The following is a 16342-nucleotide window of genomic DNA, read 5'->3' as shown; positions in this document are numbered from 1 at the left end:
AAAATGAGAAGAAAAAGCCGTGCCGTGGCATGTGGTCAGGTCTATGTAGGGGGAGATCATCCCGTAACGGTTCAGTCAATGACCACCACAAGCCCCAAACAGGTGAAGGAAACAGTGGCGCAAATACGGCGATTGGAGGAGGCCGGCTGCGATATCATCCGTATTGCAGTACCGACCCTGGAGTCTGCCTATTATATACATGAAATTAAAAAACAAATTACGATTCCCCTGGTGGCAGATATTCATTTTGATTATCGGATTGCCCTCGAGGCCATTGCCCAGGGGGTTGACGGCCTGAGAATTAATCCTGGCAACATTGGAGACAAAAGAAGGGTTAAAGAGGTGGTGATGGCCGCCAAGGAAAAAAATATCCCCATTCGGATTGGTGTCAATGCCGGGTCACTGGAAAGGCACCTGCTGAAAAAGTATGGACATCCTACGGCTGATGCCATGGTTGACAGTGCCATGGGACATGTGGCCCTTTTGGAGGAGCTGGATTTTCATGATATTGTCATTTCTCTCAAGGCCAGTGATATCCATTTAACGGTGGAGGCCTATGAAAAAATTGCTGCCCTTTGTGATTATCCCCTTCATTTAGGTATTACTGAAGCCGGTACCCCCTGGGCGGGAACCATTAAATCGGCTGTGGGAATCGGCGCCCTGCTGCTAAAGGGAATTGGTGATACGCTGCGGGTATCCTTAACGGGTGATCCGGTAGAGGAAATTAAGGTAGGCAGACAGATTTTAAAATCCCTGGGGATTATTCAAAACGAAGTTACCATTATTTCGTGCCCTACCTGCGGCCGTTGTCAAATAGATTTAATTAAGCTGGCCCAGGAGGTTGAGGAGCGGGTAGGAAAGCTGAAAAAGCCCATTAAGCTGGCAATCATGGGCTGTGCAGTAAATGGCCCTGGAGAAGCCAAGGAAGCTGATTTAGGTATTGCCGGCGGAATCGATGGCGGTTTGTTGTTTAAAAAGGGGGAAATCATTCGTAAAGTTCCAGAGGATCAAATTGTACAGGCTCTGCTGGAGGAAATTGATAAGCTGTAATAGAGTAGGAGGTTAAGATCAATGGTGTCAGCAATTTTGCCGGCCTATAATGAGGGAGATCGGATAGCTGGGGTGATCGAACCCTTGCTTCAATCCCCCTATATTCACCGGATTATTGTGGTTGATGATGGTTCCGTCGATCATACTGAATCCGTCGTACGATCCTACCCTGTTGAACTGCTGCGCCTGCCCTATAACCAGGGAAAGGCAGCAGCTGTTAAACAGGGTTTAAGTCAATGTGGTGAAGAAACCATATTGCTGCTGGATGCAGACTTGATCGGATTAACCCCTGGACATATTGAAGCCCTGGTATTGCCTGTATTATCAGAGGTTGCCGATATGACCGTTGGTATTTTTGTCAGTGGTCGCTTAATTACCCATATGGCCCAGAAAATTGCCCCCAATCTTTCTGGGCAAAGGGCCTTTCGAGGCTGCCATATTACTGATATTTTAATGCTGGAGGCCACAGGCTACAGTATCGAACTGGCCCTTAATCGCCTTACAAAGGATAAAAATATGAGGGTAAAGCGGATTCCTCTGGAAAATATCAGCCATGTCATGAAGGAAGAAAAGCTGGGGCTATATGAAGGCGCCCTTTATCGGTTAAAAATGTATCAGGATATGATTAAATATTGGTTGAACTAGTTAAAGGTGGGATACGATGCAGCCAAACAGAAAAATGGATTTCAAAGAATTTCTGGCAGAATTAGGATTAAACTGCAATCCCTGCTTTGAATCCTATTATTTAGATGGAATTAAATATTATCGGAAAAAAAGAAAAATAGAAATACAGCTTCAGGGGAATAGGGCTGCCGACCTGAAGCTTTTGGATGAGGTGACTGACAGTATTAAGGGCAGGCTCCAAATGAATGAAGTTAATCTTTGCTTTTCTCAATTTCCTGAGTATCCCTCTCCAAGAAAGCTGGTGGAGGATAACTGGAAGAACATAATGTATTTAATTCAAAAAAATATGCCCTCCTTTAAAGGAACGTTGGACGAAATAGATTGGGATATGAAAAATGATCAGCTAAGGCTTACCATCAAGGAAGCGGTTTTTTTACAAAAAGCAAAGGAAAGAAATATTCATCGAATCATAGAAGCCTATTTTACCAGTCACTTTAATCAAAAAATTCGCTGCTTGCTGGATGAAAATGCCCTAAGGGAATTTGATATTTCCCAATATGAAGAGGTAAGGGAAAAGGAAAGCACCCAATATGTTGAAGAGATCTTAAAAAGTGTACAGCATTCACCGGCCCTAAGCCAAGCCCCTAAAAGGATTAGGGAAGCAAGCAATGGCCAGAGCACAAAGGATGGCTCTTCGCCAGTGCTCTTAGGAAAGCCCTTTATGGGTGAAGTGCTGGCCCTTAGTGAAATCCAGGGAGAACTGGCTAAAATCATTGTAGAAGGAGAAATTATTGATTTTGAAGCCCGGGATTTAAATAGCGGTAAAAAAATTTATACCATTCAGATTACCGATTACACCAATTCCATTACAATTAAAATATTTGAGCGTAAGTCCCTCATAGCAGATTTTGAAGCTACCTTAAAGAAAGGTCAGTGGCTTCGGGTTCGGGGGGACGTTGTTTTTGATAAATATCAGCGGGAATATGTTATTATGGCCAGTGATCTCATGGCCATTAAAAAGGAACCCTCCATAGACCCCTGCGAAAGAAAACGGGTGGAGCTTCACCTACATACCCAAATGTCATCCATGGATGGCGTCAGCAACACCGCCAGCTTAGTGAAGCAGGCTGCCCAATGGGGGCACAAGGCCATCGCCATCACTGACCATGGTGTAGTCCAGGCCTTCCCCGAGGCCATGGAGGCTGGTAAGAAGCATGGCATAAAAATCATATATGGAATGGAAGGATACCTGGTTAATGATGAGGCCGACCTTATTGAGGGGAATACAGCCTATGATTTAATGGATGAATACGTGGTCTTTGACATAGAAACCACAGGGTTATCAAACAAAAATGATAAAATAACGGAAATAGGAGCAGTGAAGGTTAGGGAAGGAAGGATTGTTGACCAGTTTTCTGCCTTAGTAAACCCCGAAATACCTATTCCCCTTAAAATTACAGAGCTTACCGGCATCACTAATGACATGGTGAAGGATCAGCCCACGATCGAGGAGATATTGCCTCAATTTTTGGAATTTATAGGAGCCGTCCCCCTGGTAGCCCATAACGCTGCCTTTGATATGGGCTTTATACTGGAAAATGGAAAACAACAGGGTTACTCAATTGAAAATACTGTCATCGATACCCTGAAGCTGTCCCGTATTCTTCTGCCGCAGCTAAAGCGTCATAAGCTTAATCTTATTGCCAAGGAATTGAATATCAAGCTGCTGTCCCACCATAGGGCCGTAGATGATGCCACTGCCACGGCAGAAATTTGGATCTATTTTATCAATATGCTGTTGGATCGCCAAATCAGCACCCTGGCTGAAATCAACAAAAGGCTGGCTAAGAAATTGGATTTTTCCAAGCTGGATACCTATCATGTGCTGATTTTGGTAAAAAATTATACAGGCTTAAAGAATCTGTACCAGCTGGTTTCAGAATCCCATATAAATTATTTTTATAAGAAACCCCGTCTACCCAAGAGTCTGCTGAATCAGTATCGGGAGGGACTACTGATAGGAACCGCCTGTGAGGCCGGAGAATTGTATCAGGCCTACCTAAGCGGAAAAGCTGATGAAGCAATAGAGGCAATTGCTGACTTTTATGATTTTCTGGAGATTCAACCCCTTGCAAACAATCAATTTCTAGTGGAAAAGGGTATTGTAAAGGACGAAGCCGCCCTCCGGGAAATTAACAAGTGCATTGTAGACCTGGCCGAAGCCCAAAAAAAGCCTGTGGTGGCCACCGGTGACGTTCACTTTTTGAATCAAAGAGATGAGGTTTTCAGAAGAATTTTAATGGCTGGACAGGGCTTTTCCGATGCCGATAATCAGGCTCCCCTGTATTTTAAAACCACCCAGGAAATGCTGGAGGAATTCAGCTATTTGGGAAAGGAAAGGGCAGAGGCTGTAGTGATTGATTTTCCCAATGCCATTAATGAACAGGTGGAGGAAATCATTCCAATTCCCGATGGTACCTATCCTCCTGTCATTGAAGGATCTGATGAGGAGCTTAGAAGATTATGCTACGAAAAGGCGGAAAGAATTTATGGTACTCCCCTGCCTGAAATTGTTCAGTCTCGTTTGGACCGGGAGCTGAATTCAATTATCAGCAACGGCTATGCCGTTATGTATATTATCGCCCAGAAGCTGGTGACAAAATCCCTTCGTGATGGGTACCTGGTAGGGTCCCGGGGCTCGGTAGGCTCTTCCTTTGCGGCCACCATGAGCGATATTACCGAGGTAAACCCCTTGGCACCCCACTATGTGTGCAGTAACTGTAAGCACTCAGAATTTATTTTAGATGGTTCCTATGGTTCAGGGGCAGACCTGCCTGATAAAAATTGTCCGGTATGTAATACTCCTCTGACCAAGGATGGCCACGATATTCCCTTTGAAGTATTTTTAGGCTTCGAAGGAGATAAGGAGCCTGATATTGACCTTAACTTTGCCGGAGAATATCAAAGTGAAGCCCATAAATATACCGAAGAGCTCTTTGGAAAGGGAAAGGTGTACCGGGCTGGAACCATCGGTACCATTGCCGATAAAACAGCCTATGGATTTGTAAAAAAATACCTGGAGGAAAAGGGAATTCAGCATAACCAAACGGAGATCAACCGTTTGACCATGGGTTGTACCGGAGTAAAGCGAACTTCTGGGCAGCATCCCGGAGGAGTTATGATCGTTCCAGGCCACAAGGATATCCATGAGTTTTGTCCCATTCAATATCCGGCCAATGATGCCAGCTCAGGGGTTATTACCACCCATTTTGACTATCATTCCATCAGCGGCCGCCTTTTAAAGCTGGATATTCTGGGGCACGATGTGCCCACCATTATTAAGATGCTGGAGGATATTACAGGATTAAATGCCCAGGAAATTCCCCTGGATGATCAAACCACCGTCAGTATTTTTACCAGTACCAAGGCCCTGGATATAGACCCCCAGGAGCTGGGCTGTGAGGTAGGAACCCTGGGGATTCCGGAATTTGGAACCAAATTTGTACGGCAGATGCTATTAGATACCAAGCCCAGTACCTTTGCCGAATTGGTACGGATCAGCGGTCTTTCCCATGGAACAGACGTATGGCTCAATAATGCCCAGGATTTGGTTCGTGGAAATATTGCTGAGCTAAAGGATGTTATTTCAACCCGTGATGACATAATGAACTACTTAATTTTAAAGGGCTTGCCTAAAAAAACCTCCTTTAAGATCATGGAAAATGTCAGAAAGGGGAAGGGACTAACCCCTGAATATGAAGAAGAGATGAAGAAGAATAATGTACCTCAATGGTATATAGATTCCTGTAATAAAATCAAGTATATGTTCCCCAAGGCCCATGCTGTGGCCTATGTCATGATGTCCTTCAGAATTGCCTACTTTAAAGTCCATCACCCGGAGGCCTTTTATGCCACCTACTTTACCACCAAGGCAGAGGATTTTGATGCCCATCTAATTGTCCAGGGAGAAGGGGCAGTCAGGGAAAAAATTAAGGAGCTGGAGGCCATGGGTAACCAAGCTACGGCTAAGGAAAAAAACTTGCTGACGGTTCTAGAGGTGGCCCTGGAAATGTTTCTAAGAAAAATAGAGCTTTTGCCGGTGGATCTATATCATTCCGATGCAGACCGGTTTTTAGTGACAGATGGTAAACTGCTGCCACCCCTAAAATCATTACAGGGGGTTGGGCAAAATGCAGCTAAAAATATTGTTGAGGCAAGGGCACAAGGAGAGTTCATTTCCCTGGAAGACTTAAGGGAGCGGGCCAAAGTGACCAAAACCGTAGTAGAGGCCCTGGTAAATCATGGGTGCCTTAATGGTTTGCCAAAAACCAATCAACTGAGCTTATTTTAGCCTTGCACGGAATTGGGAATTATGGTATACTTATGTCGATAATATTGTACTATTGTGAAAGAGTGGGAAATTCCCACTCTTTGTCATTATGTATCTTTGATATTTGACAGAAATCTTAGGTAATAGAATAAATATACTGGAAATGGCTGAAAATACATATATCAAAGGGAAAAATTGAATAGAGGGAGGTTTTAGGATGGGACAAAACAAAGTTGAAAAGCTAACAGAAGAGCTGGTATTGCCAATCATTGAAAGGGAAAACTTCGAATTGGTAGATATTGAATTTAAAAAAGAAGGTCCCCATCGGTATTTAAGAGTATTTATTGATAAAGAAGGGGGAATTACCCTGGATGACTGCCAAAAGGTGAGTGAAGCCCTGAGTGATCGATTGGATGAAGTGGATCCAATCGAAGAAAATTATTTCTTGGAGGTATCGTCACCAGGTTTGGACCGTCCTTTAAAAAAGGAATCAGATTTTCAGCGGTTCCAGGGCGAGCTGGTGGAAGTAAAGCTATATGAACCATTAAATGGTCAAAAAATAATAGAGGGTGAGCTGGTGGGTTTAGTTGAAGGTAAAATTCAATTAAATGTCAAGAATGCCGGCTTTATAGAGATACCAAAGGAAAAAGCCGCCTTAACCAGGCTAGCGATCAAATTTTAAGGAGGGTTATTTAGATGAATGTGGAGTTTATTGAAGCGCTGCAGCAGATTTCTAAGGATAAGGGTATCTCAAAGGAGATTTTAATTGATGCCATTGAAGCTGCTTTGATTTCCAGCTATAAGCGGAATTTTGGAACAGCGCAAAATGTGAGGGTCGAAATCAACCGAGAAACGGGAGACGTTCGAGTATACTCCCAAAAGAGGGTTGTGGAGGAAGTGGAGGATGAGCTTTTAGAAATTGCACTGGTCGATGCCAGGGCCATTGACCCGAACTACGAGATAGAGGATATCGTGGAACGTGAGGTAACTCCAAGGAATTTTGGACGGATCGCAGCCCAAACGGCGAAGCAGGTGGTAGTGCAAAGAATTCGAGAGGCGGAGCGGGGAATCGTATTTGATGAATTTATTAATCGAGAATCTGATATTATTACCGGAACAGTGGCCAGGGTTGCCAAGGGAATTGTCTATGTAAATCTGGGAAAAACAGAGGCTATACTGGGCCCCAATGAGCAAATGCCCAATGAAGAATATCTTCATGGGGATCGAATCAAAACCTATATTGTTGAAGTAAAAAAGACCACCAAGGGGCCTCAAATAACTGTATCCAGAACCCATCCTGGCTTGATCAAACGCTTATTTGAACTGGAAGTGCCTGAAATTCACGATGGGGTTGTAGAAATTAAAAGTATTTCCAGAGAAGCCGGTTCTCGAACCAAGATTGCCGTAGAATCCAAGGATGAAAATGTTGATCCCGTAGGAGCCTGTGTTGGTCCAAAGGGAGCCAGGGTTCAGGCAATTGTAGATGAATTAAAGGGTGAAAAAATAGATATTATCAAATATAGTAAAGATCCAACTGAGTTTATTACCAGTGCCTTAAGCCCTGCCAAGGTGGTATCAACCGATGTCAATTTGGATGAAAAGACAGCCAGGGTTGTTGTTCCAGACTATCAATTGTCTCTGGCCATCGGTAAAGAAGGCCAAAATGCCCGGCTGGCTGCCAAGCTGACAGGGTGGAAAATTGATATTAAAAGCGAGAGTCAAGTGCAATCTGATTTGGGGTGATTGAAATGAAAACCAGAAAAATCCCGCTTAGAAAATGCCTGGGCTGTAATGAGATGAAGCCCAAGAAAGAATTAATTAGAGTGGTGAGAAACCAAGAGGGAATCATCAGTATTGATTTAAAGGGAAAGGCACCGGGACGGGGAGCTTATATTTGTCCCCAAACCCAATGCTTTGAAAAAGCAAAAAAGACCAAGGCCTTTCACCGTGCCTTCCAATGCAATGTGTCCGATGAAATCTATGAAAATCTAATACAGGAGATTAATCAGCTTGAAGGAAAAAATTAATAATCTGCTGGGCCTGGCAATGAAGTCCGGCCAGTTAATTTCCGGTGAAGAGCTTTGCAAAAAGGCGGTACAAAATCGTCAAGTCTGTCTTGTTTTAGTGGCAGAGGATGCGTCGGACAATACAAAAAAGCTATTTCGTGACAAAACAAGGTTTTATGAGATACCATTAAGATTTTATGACACAAAGGAGAATCTTGGAAGCTCCATTGGGAAATTGCCTAGAGCTGTCATTGCAATCCGTGATCAAGGATTTGCCAGAAAGCTAATGGAGTATATCGACACAAAAGTAGGCAATGAATAATTAGGGGGTGATTAGCTTGTCTAAGTTAAGAGTGTATCAATTGGCTAAGGAGCTGGGAATCAGCAGTAAGGAGCTAATTGAAAAATTAAATGATTTATCTGTGGTGGTCAACAATCATATGAGCACCCTGGAAGAGGAAGATGCGAATTTAATTATTGAGCTGTTCACTGATAAGCCTGAAGAAAAGAAAATCACTGTTCAGGAGCCGGAAAAGGCCTCTCAATCCGTCGAAAAAAACAATGCCCCGAAGCAAGAAAAAAAACAAAAAAAGGGTCATAAAAGCAAGCATGGAAAAAACGACAAAATCATAGAAAAGAAGGATGCAATGATAGAAGAAAAAAATAGACAACAATCAGAAAAAGAAACAGAAATTGGCGAGAAGATAATTGTAAAGGACCTGGCAGAGCTGTTGAAAAAAAACGTAAGTGAAATTATTACAAAGCTCATTCAGCAGGGAGTCATGGCAGCCATGAATCAAGAAATTGATTTTGAAACTGCCCAGACCATTGCCCAGGGGTATGATATTACCCTGTCTAAGAAGGCAGAGGTAATGGAAGAAGAAAACAGTGATATTGAAATACCAGAGGACGATGAAAAGGATTTAAAGCCCAGACCTCCGGTGGTGACCGTAATGGGTCACGTAGACCATGGCAAAACCTCATTGCTGGATGCCATTCGTAAAACCAAGGTAACGGAAAGAGAAGCAGGAGGAATTACCCAGCATATTGGAGCCTCTGAAGTACAAATCAACGGTAAGAAAATTGTATTTTTAGATACCCCGGGTCATGAAGCCTTTACGGCTATGCGATCCAGGGGAGCAAAGGTAACCGATATTGCCATTTTGGTAGTGGCGGCCGATGATGGTGTCATGCCCCAGACCATTGAAGCGATCAATCATGCCAAGGCGGCCAACGTACCAATCATTGTGGCCATTAATAAAATTGATAAGCCTGGAGCCAATTCAGACCGGGTAAAGCAGGAGCTTTCTGAAAATGGCGTGCTTATTGAAGAGTGGGGCGGCGATGTGATTTCTGTTGCGGTTTCCGCGCTGCAGGGTACTAACATAGACGAATTATTAGAAATGATTCTTTTGGTGGCAGAAATGGAAGAATTAAAGGCCAATCCAAATCGACAGGCCATTGGTACTGTTGTTGAGGCCCAATTAGATAAGGGCCGGGGGGCAGTGGCAACAATACTGGTGCAAAATGGAACCCTTAAGGTGGGAGATTCAGTTGTCATCGGTACTATCCACGGTAGAATCCGGGCCATGGTTAATGACAAGGGAAAAAGGGTTAAGACAGCAGGCCCCTCTACCCCAGTAGAAATTACAGGGTTATCAGAGGTACCTGAAGCAGGGGACCAACTGGTTGCCGTGGCTGACGATAAACAGGCCAGAACCATTGCTGAACAAAGAATCAATAAAATCAAAGAGCAGCAGCTACGATCTACTCAACGTATTTCCCTAGATGCCCTGTATAGCCAAATGCAAACAGGAGAAATTAAAGAGCTGAACATTATCGTTAAGGCCGATGTTCAGGGTTCTGTTGAGGCCGTTAAGCAGTCTTTAAATAAGCTATCCAACGATAAGGTAATCATTAAGCCAATCCACGGCGGAGTGGGAGCCATTACAGAAACCGACGTTTCCCTAGCCTCTGCATCCAATGCCATTATTATTGGGTTCAACGTCAGACCCACTTCTAATGCCAGCTTCCTGGCCGAAAAGGAAAATGTTGATATTCGTTCCTATCGGGTAATCTACAATGCAATTGAAGATATTGAAGCAGCTATGAAGGGAATGTTAGATCCGGAGTATAAAGAAGTTCAATTGGGAAAAGCTGAAGTTAGGGCTACCTTTAAGGTTCCTGGCCTGGGGCTGATTGCCGGCTGTTACGTGGTAGAGGGCAAGATTCTTCGCAGTGCCAAAGTTCGATTGGTTCGGGACGGCATTGTCATTCATGAAGGAGAAATTGGTTCTTTAAAACGTTTCAAAGACGATGTCAGAGAAGTGGCCACAGGTTATGAATGTGGTATTGGTATTGATCACTTCAATGATGTCAAGGAAGGCGATCTGATCGAGGCATTTAAAATGGAAGAGATAGCAAGATAAGTCGGAAAGGATGAAGGATATGGCATATCCTAGGGTAAGTCGATTAAATGAGGAAATAAAGAAAATAGTCAGCCATCTAATTAGAAATGAATTGAGGGACCCACGTATTGCGCCCATGACCAGTGTTGTCGAGGTGGATGTAACCAGGGATTTAAGGTTTGCCTCTATCTATATTAGTGTTTTGGGAACAGAGGATGAAAAGATCAGTACCTTGGAAGCCTTAAAAAAGTCCAGCGGCTTTGTAAGAAGAGAAGTGGGGCAAAAGATTAAGGCAAGGTATACCCCTGAAATACTATTTAGATTAGACAATTCCATTGAAAAGGGAGTTGAAATGTACCATAAGATTTCAAAAATTCAAGAGGCTGGCCCCTTGGGAGAGGAAGACAATGAATAATTTATTTCCTCAGGTTCAAAAAGGCAGCAGAATTGCGGTGATTTCCCATATTAATCCCGACGGCGACAGCCTAGGCTCCCTGTTGGGCCTCTCTCTGGCCTTAAAAAAGCAGGGGGCGGCGGTCACCACCTTTGTCAACGATGACGTGCCGCAAAAATATAGATTTTTACCGCAAATTGATCAGGTAATTCGTTATGATTTAAATCAAAGTGAATGCTTTGACATTTGCTTTGTGCTGGATTGCGGTGATGAAAAACGCCTGGGCTATAGCATTGATTTACTAAAAAAAAGCCGGCAGATTGTGAATATTGATCATCATGTCAGCAATGCAGGCTTTGGAGATATCAATATACTCGATCCTGAGGCTTCTTCAACCTGTGAAATGATTTACCGCTTGATTACCCAGGAAATGGAAGTTGATATTGATAAAGCCATGGCAATCTGTCTATATACAGGAATTGTAACTGATACAGGAAATTTCAGATATGACAGTACCAGCCCCGAAACCCACCATATTGCCGGAGCCTTGCTGGAAAAAGGAGTAGAGCTTAAGGAGCTTACCTACCACCTGCATCAAAATAATACCTTTGGCAGTTTGAAGCTCCTGGGGCACCTTTTGGCAGGCTTGAAAACCTACTTCGATGGAAAGGTAGCCGTTATGGAGGTAACCCATGACCTATTAAAGGCTTATCAAGTACAATATGATGAAGTAGAAGGTATGATCAACTATGCACGGGACATAAAAGGGGTAGAGGTGGCTGTGATTCTAAAGGAGCTTGAAGCTGGCGAAGTTAAAATAAGCCTTAGATCAAAAACAACCTTTGATGTCAGTCGCCTGGCCCAGACCTTCGGGGGCGGAGGTCATAAAAAGGCCTCTGGGGCGGTAATGGCAGGTACAATTCAGGAAGTGAAGGATCAAATACTGGATAAAATACAAAGGATGATTTAGGCTGGTGATGACTTGAACGGTATTTTAAATATATTGAAGCCGCCGGGAGTTACCTCCCACGGGGTGGTTTCCTTGGTCAGAAGAATGACGGGCATTAAAAAGGTGGGCCATACAGGAACCTTAGACCCCAATGCTGCTGGGGTCTTACCCATCTGTATCGGACAGGCCACAAAAATATCACAATTCTTATTAGACAGTCAAAAAAAATATCGAGCTGAGCTGTACCTTGGTATTGAGACCGATACCCAGGATCAATACGGGGAAATTTTAAAGCAACAGGCTGAAATTCCCTCCAGAGAAGAAATTAAAAAGGCCATCATGAGCTATGTGGGAGAATATGATCAAATTCCTCCCATGTATTCAGCTTTAAAGCGAGATGGCAAAAAACTTTATGAGCTGGCCCGGGAGGGAATCGAAGTTCATCGGGAGCCGCGGCGGGTACAGATCCATGAAATCTCGATCATTGAGATCAACGGAAATCGAGTTATTTTTGATGTGCTTTGTTCAAAGGGAACCTATATTAGAACCCTATGTAAGGATATCGGTGAAAGCCTTGGCTGCGGTGGAATGATGTCATTTTTATTAAGAACTGCCACGGGTGAATTTCAACTGGAAAATACCATTACCCTAGAGGCGCTGGAAGCAACCCAGGATATAGAGAAGCTATTGTATCCGGTAGATTATCCCTTGCGGCATCTACCCAAAATATCAGTGAATCCTGGGGCCGAAAGGGCAGTTTTAAATGGCAATAAAATCCCTTCCCATTTGTGGCTTAAGGGTTGGCAGGCTAAAGGGGAAGACCTGGCCAGAGTTTATCTTAAGGATCAATTCATTGGAATAGCAATCGTGAAATCAGGACAGGAAGAGGTCTATTTAAAATTCAGCAGGCTATTTGTTTAAAGGGGCGTCTTTATGAAATTAATAGAAGAGATTCAACATTTATCATCAACTGAAAGGGCAGTAGCTCTGGGGAATTTTGACGGACTTCACATCGGGCATCAAAAATTGATTGAGGCCTTAAAGGAAGCGTCTACGAAGTATCATTTAGAATCCTGTGTCTATACATTTAAAAATCATACCACCACTGTCACCACCAGGGGAAAGGAACCCCTGCAAATTACAAGTCATGAGGTTAAAAACAGGCTCTTTGAAGACTTGGGGATTGAAACTCTGGTATTGGCTGAATTTAACGAAGAAATCATGAATTTAAGTCCTGAAGACTTTGTTAAAAAAATATTGATAGAGAGCTTAAATTGCAAGGTGGCTGTAGTGGGCTTTGACTATCGGTTTGGGTCAAGGGCCAAGGGCGATGTGGTTTTATTGAAGGAGCTGGGGACTAAATATGGTTTTTCTGTCTGTGTAATTGACCCAGTTACCGTTGAAAATGAGAAGGTAAGCAGTACTGCAGTAAGAAAATATATTTTAGACGGTGAAATTGAAAAGGCTAATCAGTACCTTGGCAGGAGCTTTGCCCTCTACGGAAAGGTAATCCATGGAAATGGAAGGGGACGAAATTTAGGTTATCCCACTGCCAATATCATGATAAAGCCTCATCTTTTAATTCCCAGGGAGGGGGTCTATGCTACCCTGGTGAAAATTGAAGATAAGATATTCATGGGGGCAACCTGTATAGGTACCAACCCAACCTTCCAGGGGGAGCATACCTCGGTGGAAACCTTTATTATTGATTACCAGGGTAGCCTTTATGATCAATATATTGAAGTGATCTTTAAAAAAAGGTTAAGGGATAACATCCGATTTGACCGAGTAGAGGGCCTAATTCAACAAATGGAGACAGACGTTGAAAATACAAAAAAATATTTACATGACAAGACAATTATGGTAAAATGATTAAGGTTGAGAACCTGCTCTCGGTATTCTGAATCACCGACGTATACTTAGAGTAAGGGGATATAAATAGAGGAGGTGGAAACAAATGAATAAGGAATTAAAGCAAGAGATCATTAATAACCATAGGGTTCATGAAAATGATACAGGTTCTCCTGAGGTGCAAATTGCCCTGTTAACAGAGAGAATTAATCATCTAAATGAACACGGTAAGATCCATAAGAAAGATCATCATTCCAAAAGAGGTCTTCTTAAAATGGTAGGTAAAAGAAGAAATCTTTTGAACTATGTTAAAAACAAAGATATCGAGCGTTACAGAGAAATCATTGAAAAATTAGGCTTAAGAAAATAATCAAGAGCGGGCTAGCCCGCTCTATTATTTAATTGTGAAAATGGAAAAACATGTAATTAACAACTGGACCTTTGGCCTATTTTCATTATAGGAATTTAATCAAGATTAAAGGAAATAATATTCTTTACATAGAATTTATAATAGAAACAGAATGAAAGGAGGAACAATTTATGGCAAAAACTTTTGAAATGGAACTGGCAGGAAGAACCCTGAAGGTAGAAATTGGCAAAGTAGCTGAGCTGGCCCATGGAGCCTGCACCGTTACCTACGGAGATACAGTGGTTTTAGTGACTGCTTGCGCCTCCAAAACCCCCAGAGAAGGAATTGATTTTTTTCCTTTAAGCTGTGACTATGAGGAAAGATCCTATGCTGTGGGAAAGATACCTGGAGGCTTTATTAAACGGGAGGGAAGACCAACCGAAAAGGCAGTTTTAACCTCCCGGTTAATTGACAGACCCATTAGACCTCTTTTTCCAAAGGGATATTACAATGATGTGCAGGTTATTGCAACGGTTCTATCAGTTGATCAGAACTGTACCCCAGACGTAGTGGCAATGATTGGCTCATCCATTGCATTATCCATCTCACCAATCCCCTTTATGGGACCCACAGGCTCTGTTAATATCGGTATGATCAATGGGGAATACATAGTGAACCCCACCAGTGAGCAAAGAGAAATCAGTGACCTGAATTTAATGGTTTCAGGTACCAAGGATGCCATTATGATGATCGAAGCTGGGGCCAATGAGCTGACAGAGGAACAGGTGCTGGATGCCATTATGTTTGGTCATGAGGAAATCAAGAAAATTGTAGCCTTTATAGAAGGCATTGTGGCAGAGGTGGGACAACCTAAGGCCGAGGTAATATTAAAGGAAACCGATGTGGACCTAGAAGCAGAGGTTAAGGCCTTTGCAACAGATAAGCTGATTAATGCCATTAAAACCTTTGAAAAGCAGGAAAGAATTGAAAATATTGATGCTGTAAAGGAAGAAGCAATGGCCTTTTTCCAGGAAAAATACGAGGATCGTTTGAAGGAAGTCGGCGAAATTCTATCTAAAATCGTCAAGACCGAGATTAGAAGAATGATTCTTGAAGAAGGAATTCGCCCTGACGATCGTAAGCTCGATGAAATTCGCCCCATTTGGAGTCAGGTGGGAGTATTGCCTAGAACCCACGGAACAGGTTTATTTACCCGGGGGCAAACTCAGGTATTAACTGTGGCGACCCTTGGTGCCCTGGGAGATGTGCAAATTTTAGATGGTTTAGGGGAAGAAGAGGAAAAGCGCTATATGCATCACTATAATTTCCCACCCTATAGTGTCGGAGAAACAAGATTTTTAAGGGGACCCGGCCGTAGAGAAATTGGGCATGGTGCTTTGGCTGAAAGAGCTTTAGAGCCAATGATCCCCAGTAAAGAGGATTTTCCCTATGCCATCAGGCTGGTGTCAGAGGTACTAAGCTCCAATGGATCAACCTCCCAGGCCAGTGTATGCGGCAGTACTTTGGCTCTGTTAGATGCAGGGGTACCACTAAAAAACATGGTGGCAGGTATCGCCATGGGACTGGTAAAGGAAAAGGAAAAGGTAGCTGTTCTGTCAGATATCCAGGGGATGGAAGACTTCTTGGGAGACATGGACTTTAAGGTGGCAGGTACAGACAAAGGAATTACAGCTATTCAAATGGATATCAAAATTGCCGGTATCGATCGGCCTATTATGAAGGAGGCCCTTGAGCAAGCCCGGGTTGGCAGACTTCATATATTGAATAAAATGCGTGAAACCATTACTGAGCCTCGTCCTGAGCTATCTCCCTATGCACCTAAAATTGTCAAGATGAAAATCCATCCTGATAAAATCAGAGATGTTATTGGTACTGGCGGTAAGGTAATCAATAAGATCATCGATGATACCGGAGTTAAAATTGACATAGAAAATGATGGTACGATTTTCATTGCAGCCCCTGATCAAGAGTCAGGAAAACGGGCTGTAGAAATTATCGAAGACATTGTCAGGGAACCGGTAGTAGGAGAAGTTTACAAGGGAAAGGTTGTTAAAATCATGAATTTTGGAGCCTTCCTGGAAATATTGCCGGGTAAGGAAGGGCTGGTTCATATTTCTAACATAGCCCATGAAAGAATTAATAAAGTAGAGGATGTATTGCAGGTTGGGGATGAAATTGAAGTAAAGCTGATGGAAATTGACCCCCAGGGAAAAATAAACCTTTCCAGGAAGGCATTGTTGCCTAAGCCGGAAAAGAGTGACAAAGATAAAAACAAAAACGAAAAAGCATAAACCGGAGTGGTTTATGTTTTTTAATTTTTTTGGCTGATTATTCCCTACAATCAGAATAACCTGTCATAT

General features: G+C 43.0%; 14 protein-coding genes. All 14 read left to right on the top strand.

Annotated elements, in window-relative coordinates; genetic code table 11:
* The first annotated feature begins 3 nt into the window (after positions 1-3).
* The 14 genes from ispG (at position 4) to ACYQ1I_RS17895 (ending at position 16273) form a co-directional block, all read left to right on the top strand.
* Positions 4-1050: a flavodoxin-dependent (E)-4-hydroxy-3-methylbut-2-enyl-diphosphate synthase gene (gene ispG / locus ACYQ1I_RS17960; RefSeq protein ID WP_459767795.1), complete on the top strand. Its 1047-nt coding sequence runs from the start codon at positions 4-6 to the stop codon at positions 1048-1050.
* Positions 1051-1071: 21 nt separating this feature from the next.
* Positions 1072-1695, top strand: coding sequence for a glycosyltransferase family 2 protein (locus ACYQ1I_RS17955; RefSeq protein WP_459767793.1), 624 nt, complete (start codon positions 1072-1074; stop codon positions 1693-1695).
* 16 nt (positions 1696-1711) lie between these two features.
* The gene (locus ACYQ1I_RS17950; RefSeq protein ID WP_459767791.1) at positions 1712-6025 is read left to right on the top strand and encodes a PolC-type DNA polymerase III; all 4314 of its coding nucleotides are present in this window, start codon (positions 1712-1714) and stop codon (positions 6023-6025) included.
* Between the two features lie 196 nt (positions 6026-6221).
* Positions 6222-6686, top strand: coding sequence for a ribosome maturation factor RimP (gene rimP, locus ACYQ1I_RS17945; RefSeq protein WP_459767790.1), 465 nt, complete (start codon positions 6222-6224; stop codon positions 6684-6686).
* Positions 6687-6700: 14 nt separating this feature from the next.
* Positions 6701-7747: a transcription termination factor NusA gene (nusA, locus tag ACYQ1I_RS17940; RefSeq protein ID WP_459767788.1), complete on the top strand. Its 1047-nt coding sequence runs from the start codon at positions 6701-6703 to the stop codon at positions 7745-7747.
* A 5-nt stretch (positions 7748-7752) separates the two neighbouring features.
* Positions 7753-8031 carry an RNase P modulator RnpM gene (rnpM, locus tag ACYQ1I_RS17935; RefSeq protein WP_459767786.1) on the top strand — a complete coding sequence of 93 codons (279 nt, stop codon included), beginning with the start codon at positions 7753-7755 and terminating at the stop codon, positions 8029-8031.
* Positions 8015-8332, top strand: coding sequence for a L7Ae/L30e/S12e/Gadd45 family ribosomal protein (locus tag ACYQ1I_RS17930; RefSeq protein WP_459767784.1), 318 nt, complete (start codon positions 8015-8017; stop codon positions 8330-8332). Before rnpM ends, ACYQ1I_RS17930 begins: the two co-directional genes overlap by 17 nt.
* 16 nt (positions 8333-8348) lie before the next feature.
* Entirely contained in the window at positions 8349-10439 is a 2091-nt protein-coding gene (infB, locus tag ACYQ1I_RS17925) for a translation initiation factor IF-2 (protein WP_459767782.1), read from the top strand.
* 19 nt (positions 10440-10458) lie between these two features.
* On the top strand, positions 10459-10833 hold the full coding sequence (gene rbfA, locus ACYQ1I_RS17920) for a 30S ribosome-binding factor RbfA (RefSeq protein ID WP_459767780.1): 375 nt from the start codon (positions 10459-10461) through the stop codon (positions 10831-10833).
* On the top strand, positions 10826-11782 hold the full coding sequence (locus ACYQ1I_RS17915; protein ID WP_459767778.1) for a DHH family phosphoesterase: 957 nt from the start codon (positions 10826-10828) through the stop codon (positions 11780-11782). The genes rbfA and ACYQ1I_RS17915 overlap by 8 nt, the downstream gene beginning before the upstream one ends.
* 12 nt (positions 11783-11794) lie before the next feature.
* The gene (gene truB, locus ACYQ1I_RS17910; RefSeq protein ID WP_459767776.1) at positions 11795-12682 is read left to right on the top strand and encodes a tRNA pseudouridine(55) synthase TruB; all 888 of its coding nucleotides are present in this window, start codon (positions 11795-11797) and stop codon (positions 12680-12682) included.
* A 12-nt stretch (positions 12683-12694) separates the two neighbouring features.
* Positions 12695-13633 carry a bifunctional riboflavin kinase/FAD synthetase gene (locus ACYQ1I_RS17905; protein ID WP_459767774.1) on the top strand — a complete coding sequence of 313 codons (939 nt, stop codon included), beginning with the start codon at positions 12695-12697 and terminating at the stop codon, positions 13631-13633.
* 85 nt (positions 13634-13718) lie between these two features.
* Entirely contained in the window at positions 13719-13982 is a 264-nt protein-coding gene (rpsO, locus tag ACYQ1I_RS17900; RefSeq protein ID WP_459767772.1) for a 30S ribosomal protein S15, read from the top strand.
* A 170-nt stretch (positions 13983-14152) separates the two neighbouring features.
* Positions 14153-16273 (top strand): polyribonucleotide nucleotidyltransferase, encoded by a 2121-nt coding sequence (locus tag ACYQ1I_RS17895; protein ID WP_459767770.1) that lies wholly within the window; start codon positions 14153-14155, stop codon positions 16271-16273.
* Positions 16274-16342 lie beyond the last annotated feature (69 nt).

This window comes from Alkaliphilus crotonatoxidans, assembly GCF_054658015.1.
This window is presented reverse-complemented; position numbering and strand designations above follow the sequence as displayed.

Bases quoted from the DNA above. Each gene is read 5' to 3' on its own strand.
- ispG (WP_459767795.1), top strand. From the start codon at position 4: ATGAGAAGAAAAAGCCGTGCCGTGGCATGTGGTCAGGTCTATGTAGGG.
- ACYQ1I_RS17955 (WP_459767793.1), top strand. From the start codon at position 1,072: ATGGTGTCAGCAATTTTGCCGGCCTATAATGAGGGAGATCGGATAGCT.
- ACYQ1I_RS17950 (WP_459767791.1), top strand. From the start codon at position 1,712: ATGCAGCCAAACAGAAAAATGGATTTCAAAGAATTTCTGGCAGAATTA.
- rimP (WP_459767790.1), top strand. From the start codon at position 6,222: ATGGGACAAAACAAAGTTGAAAAGCTAACAGAAGAGCTGGTATTGCCA.
- nusA (WP_459767788.1), top strand. From the start codon at position 6,701: ATGAATGTGGAGTTTATTGAAGCGCTGCAGCAGATTTCTAAGGATAAG.
- rnpM (WP_459767786.1), top strand. From the start codon at position 7,753: ATGAAAACCAGAAAAATCCCGCTTAGAAAATGCCTGGGCTGTAATGAG.
- rbfA (WP_459767780.1), top strand. From the start codon at position 10,459: ATGGCATATCCTAGGGTAAGTCGATTAAATGAGGAAATAAAGAAAATA.
- ACYQ1I_RS17915 (WP_459767778.1), top strand. From the start codon at position 10,826: ATGAATAATTTATTTCCTCAGGTTCAAAAAGGCAGCAGAATTGCGGTG.
- ACYQ1I_RS17905 (WP_459767774.1), top strand. From the start codon at position 12,695: ATGAAATTAATAGAAGAGATTCAACATTTATCATCAACTGAAAGGGCA.
- rpsO (WP_459767772.1), top strand. From the start codon at position 13,719: ATGAATAAGGAATTAAAGCAAGAGATCATTAATAACCATAGGGTTCAT.
- ACYQ1I_RS17895 (WP_459767770.1), top strand. From the start codon at position 14,153: ATGGCAAAAACTTTTGAAATGGAACTGGCAGGAAGAACCCTGAAGGTA.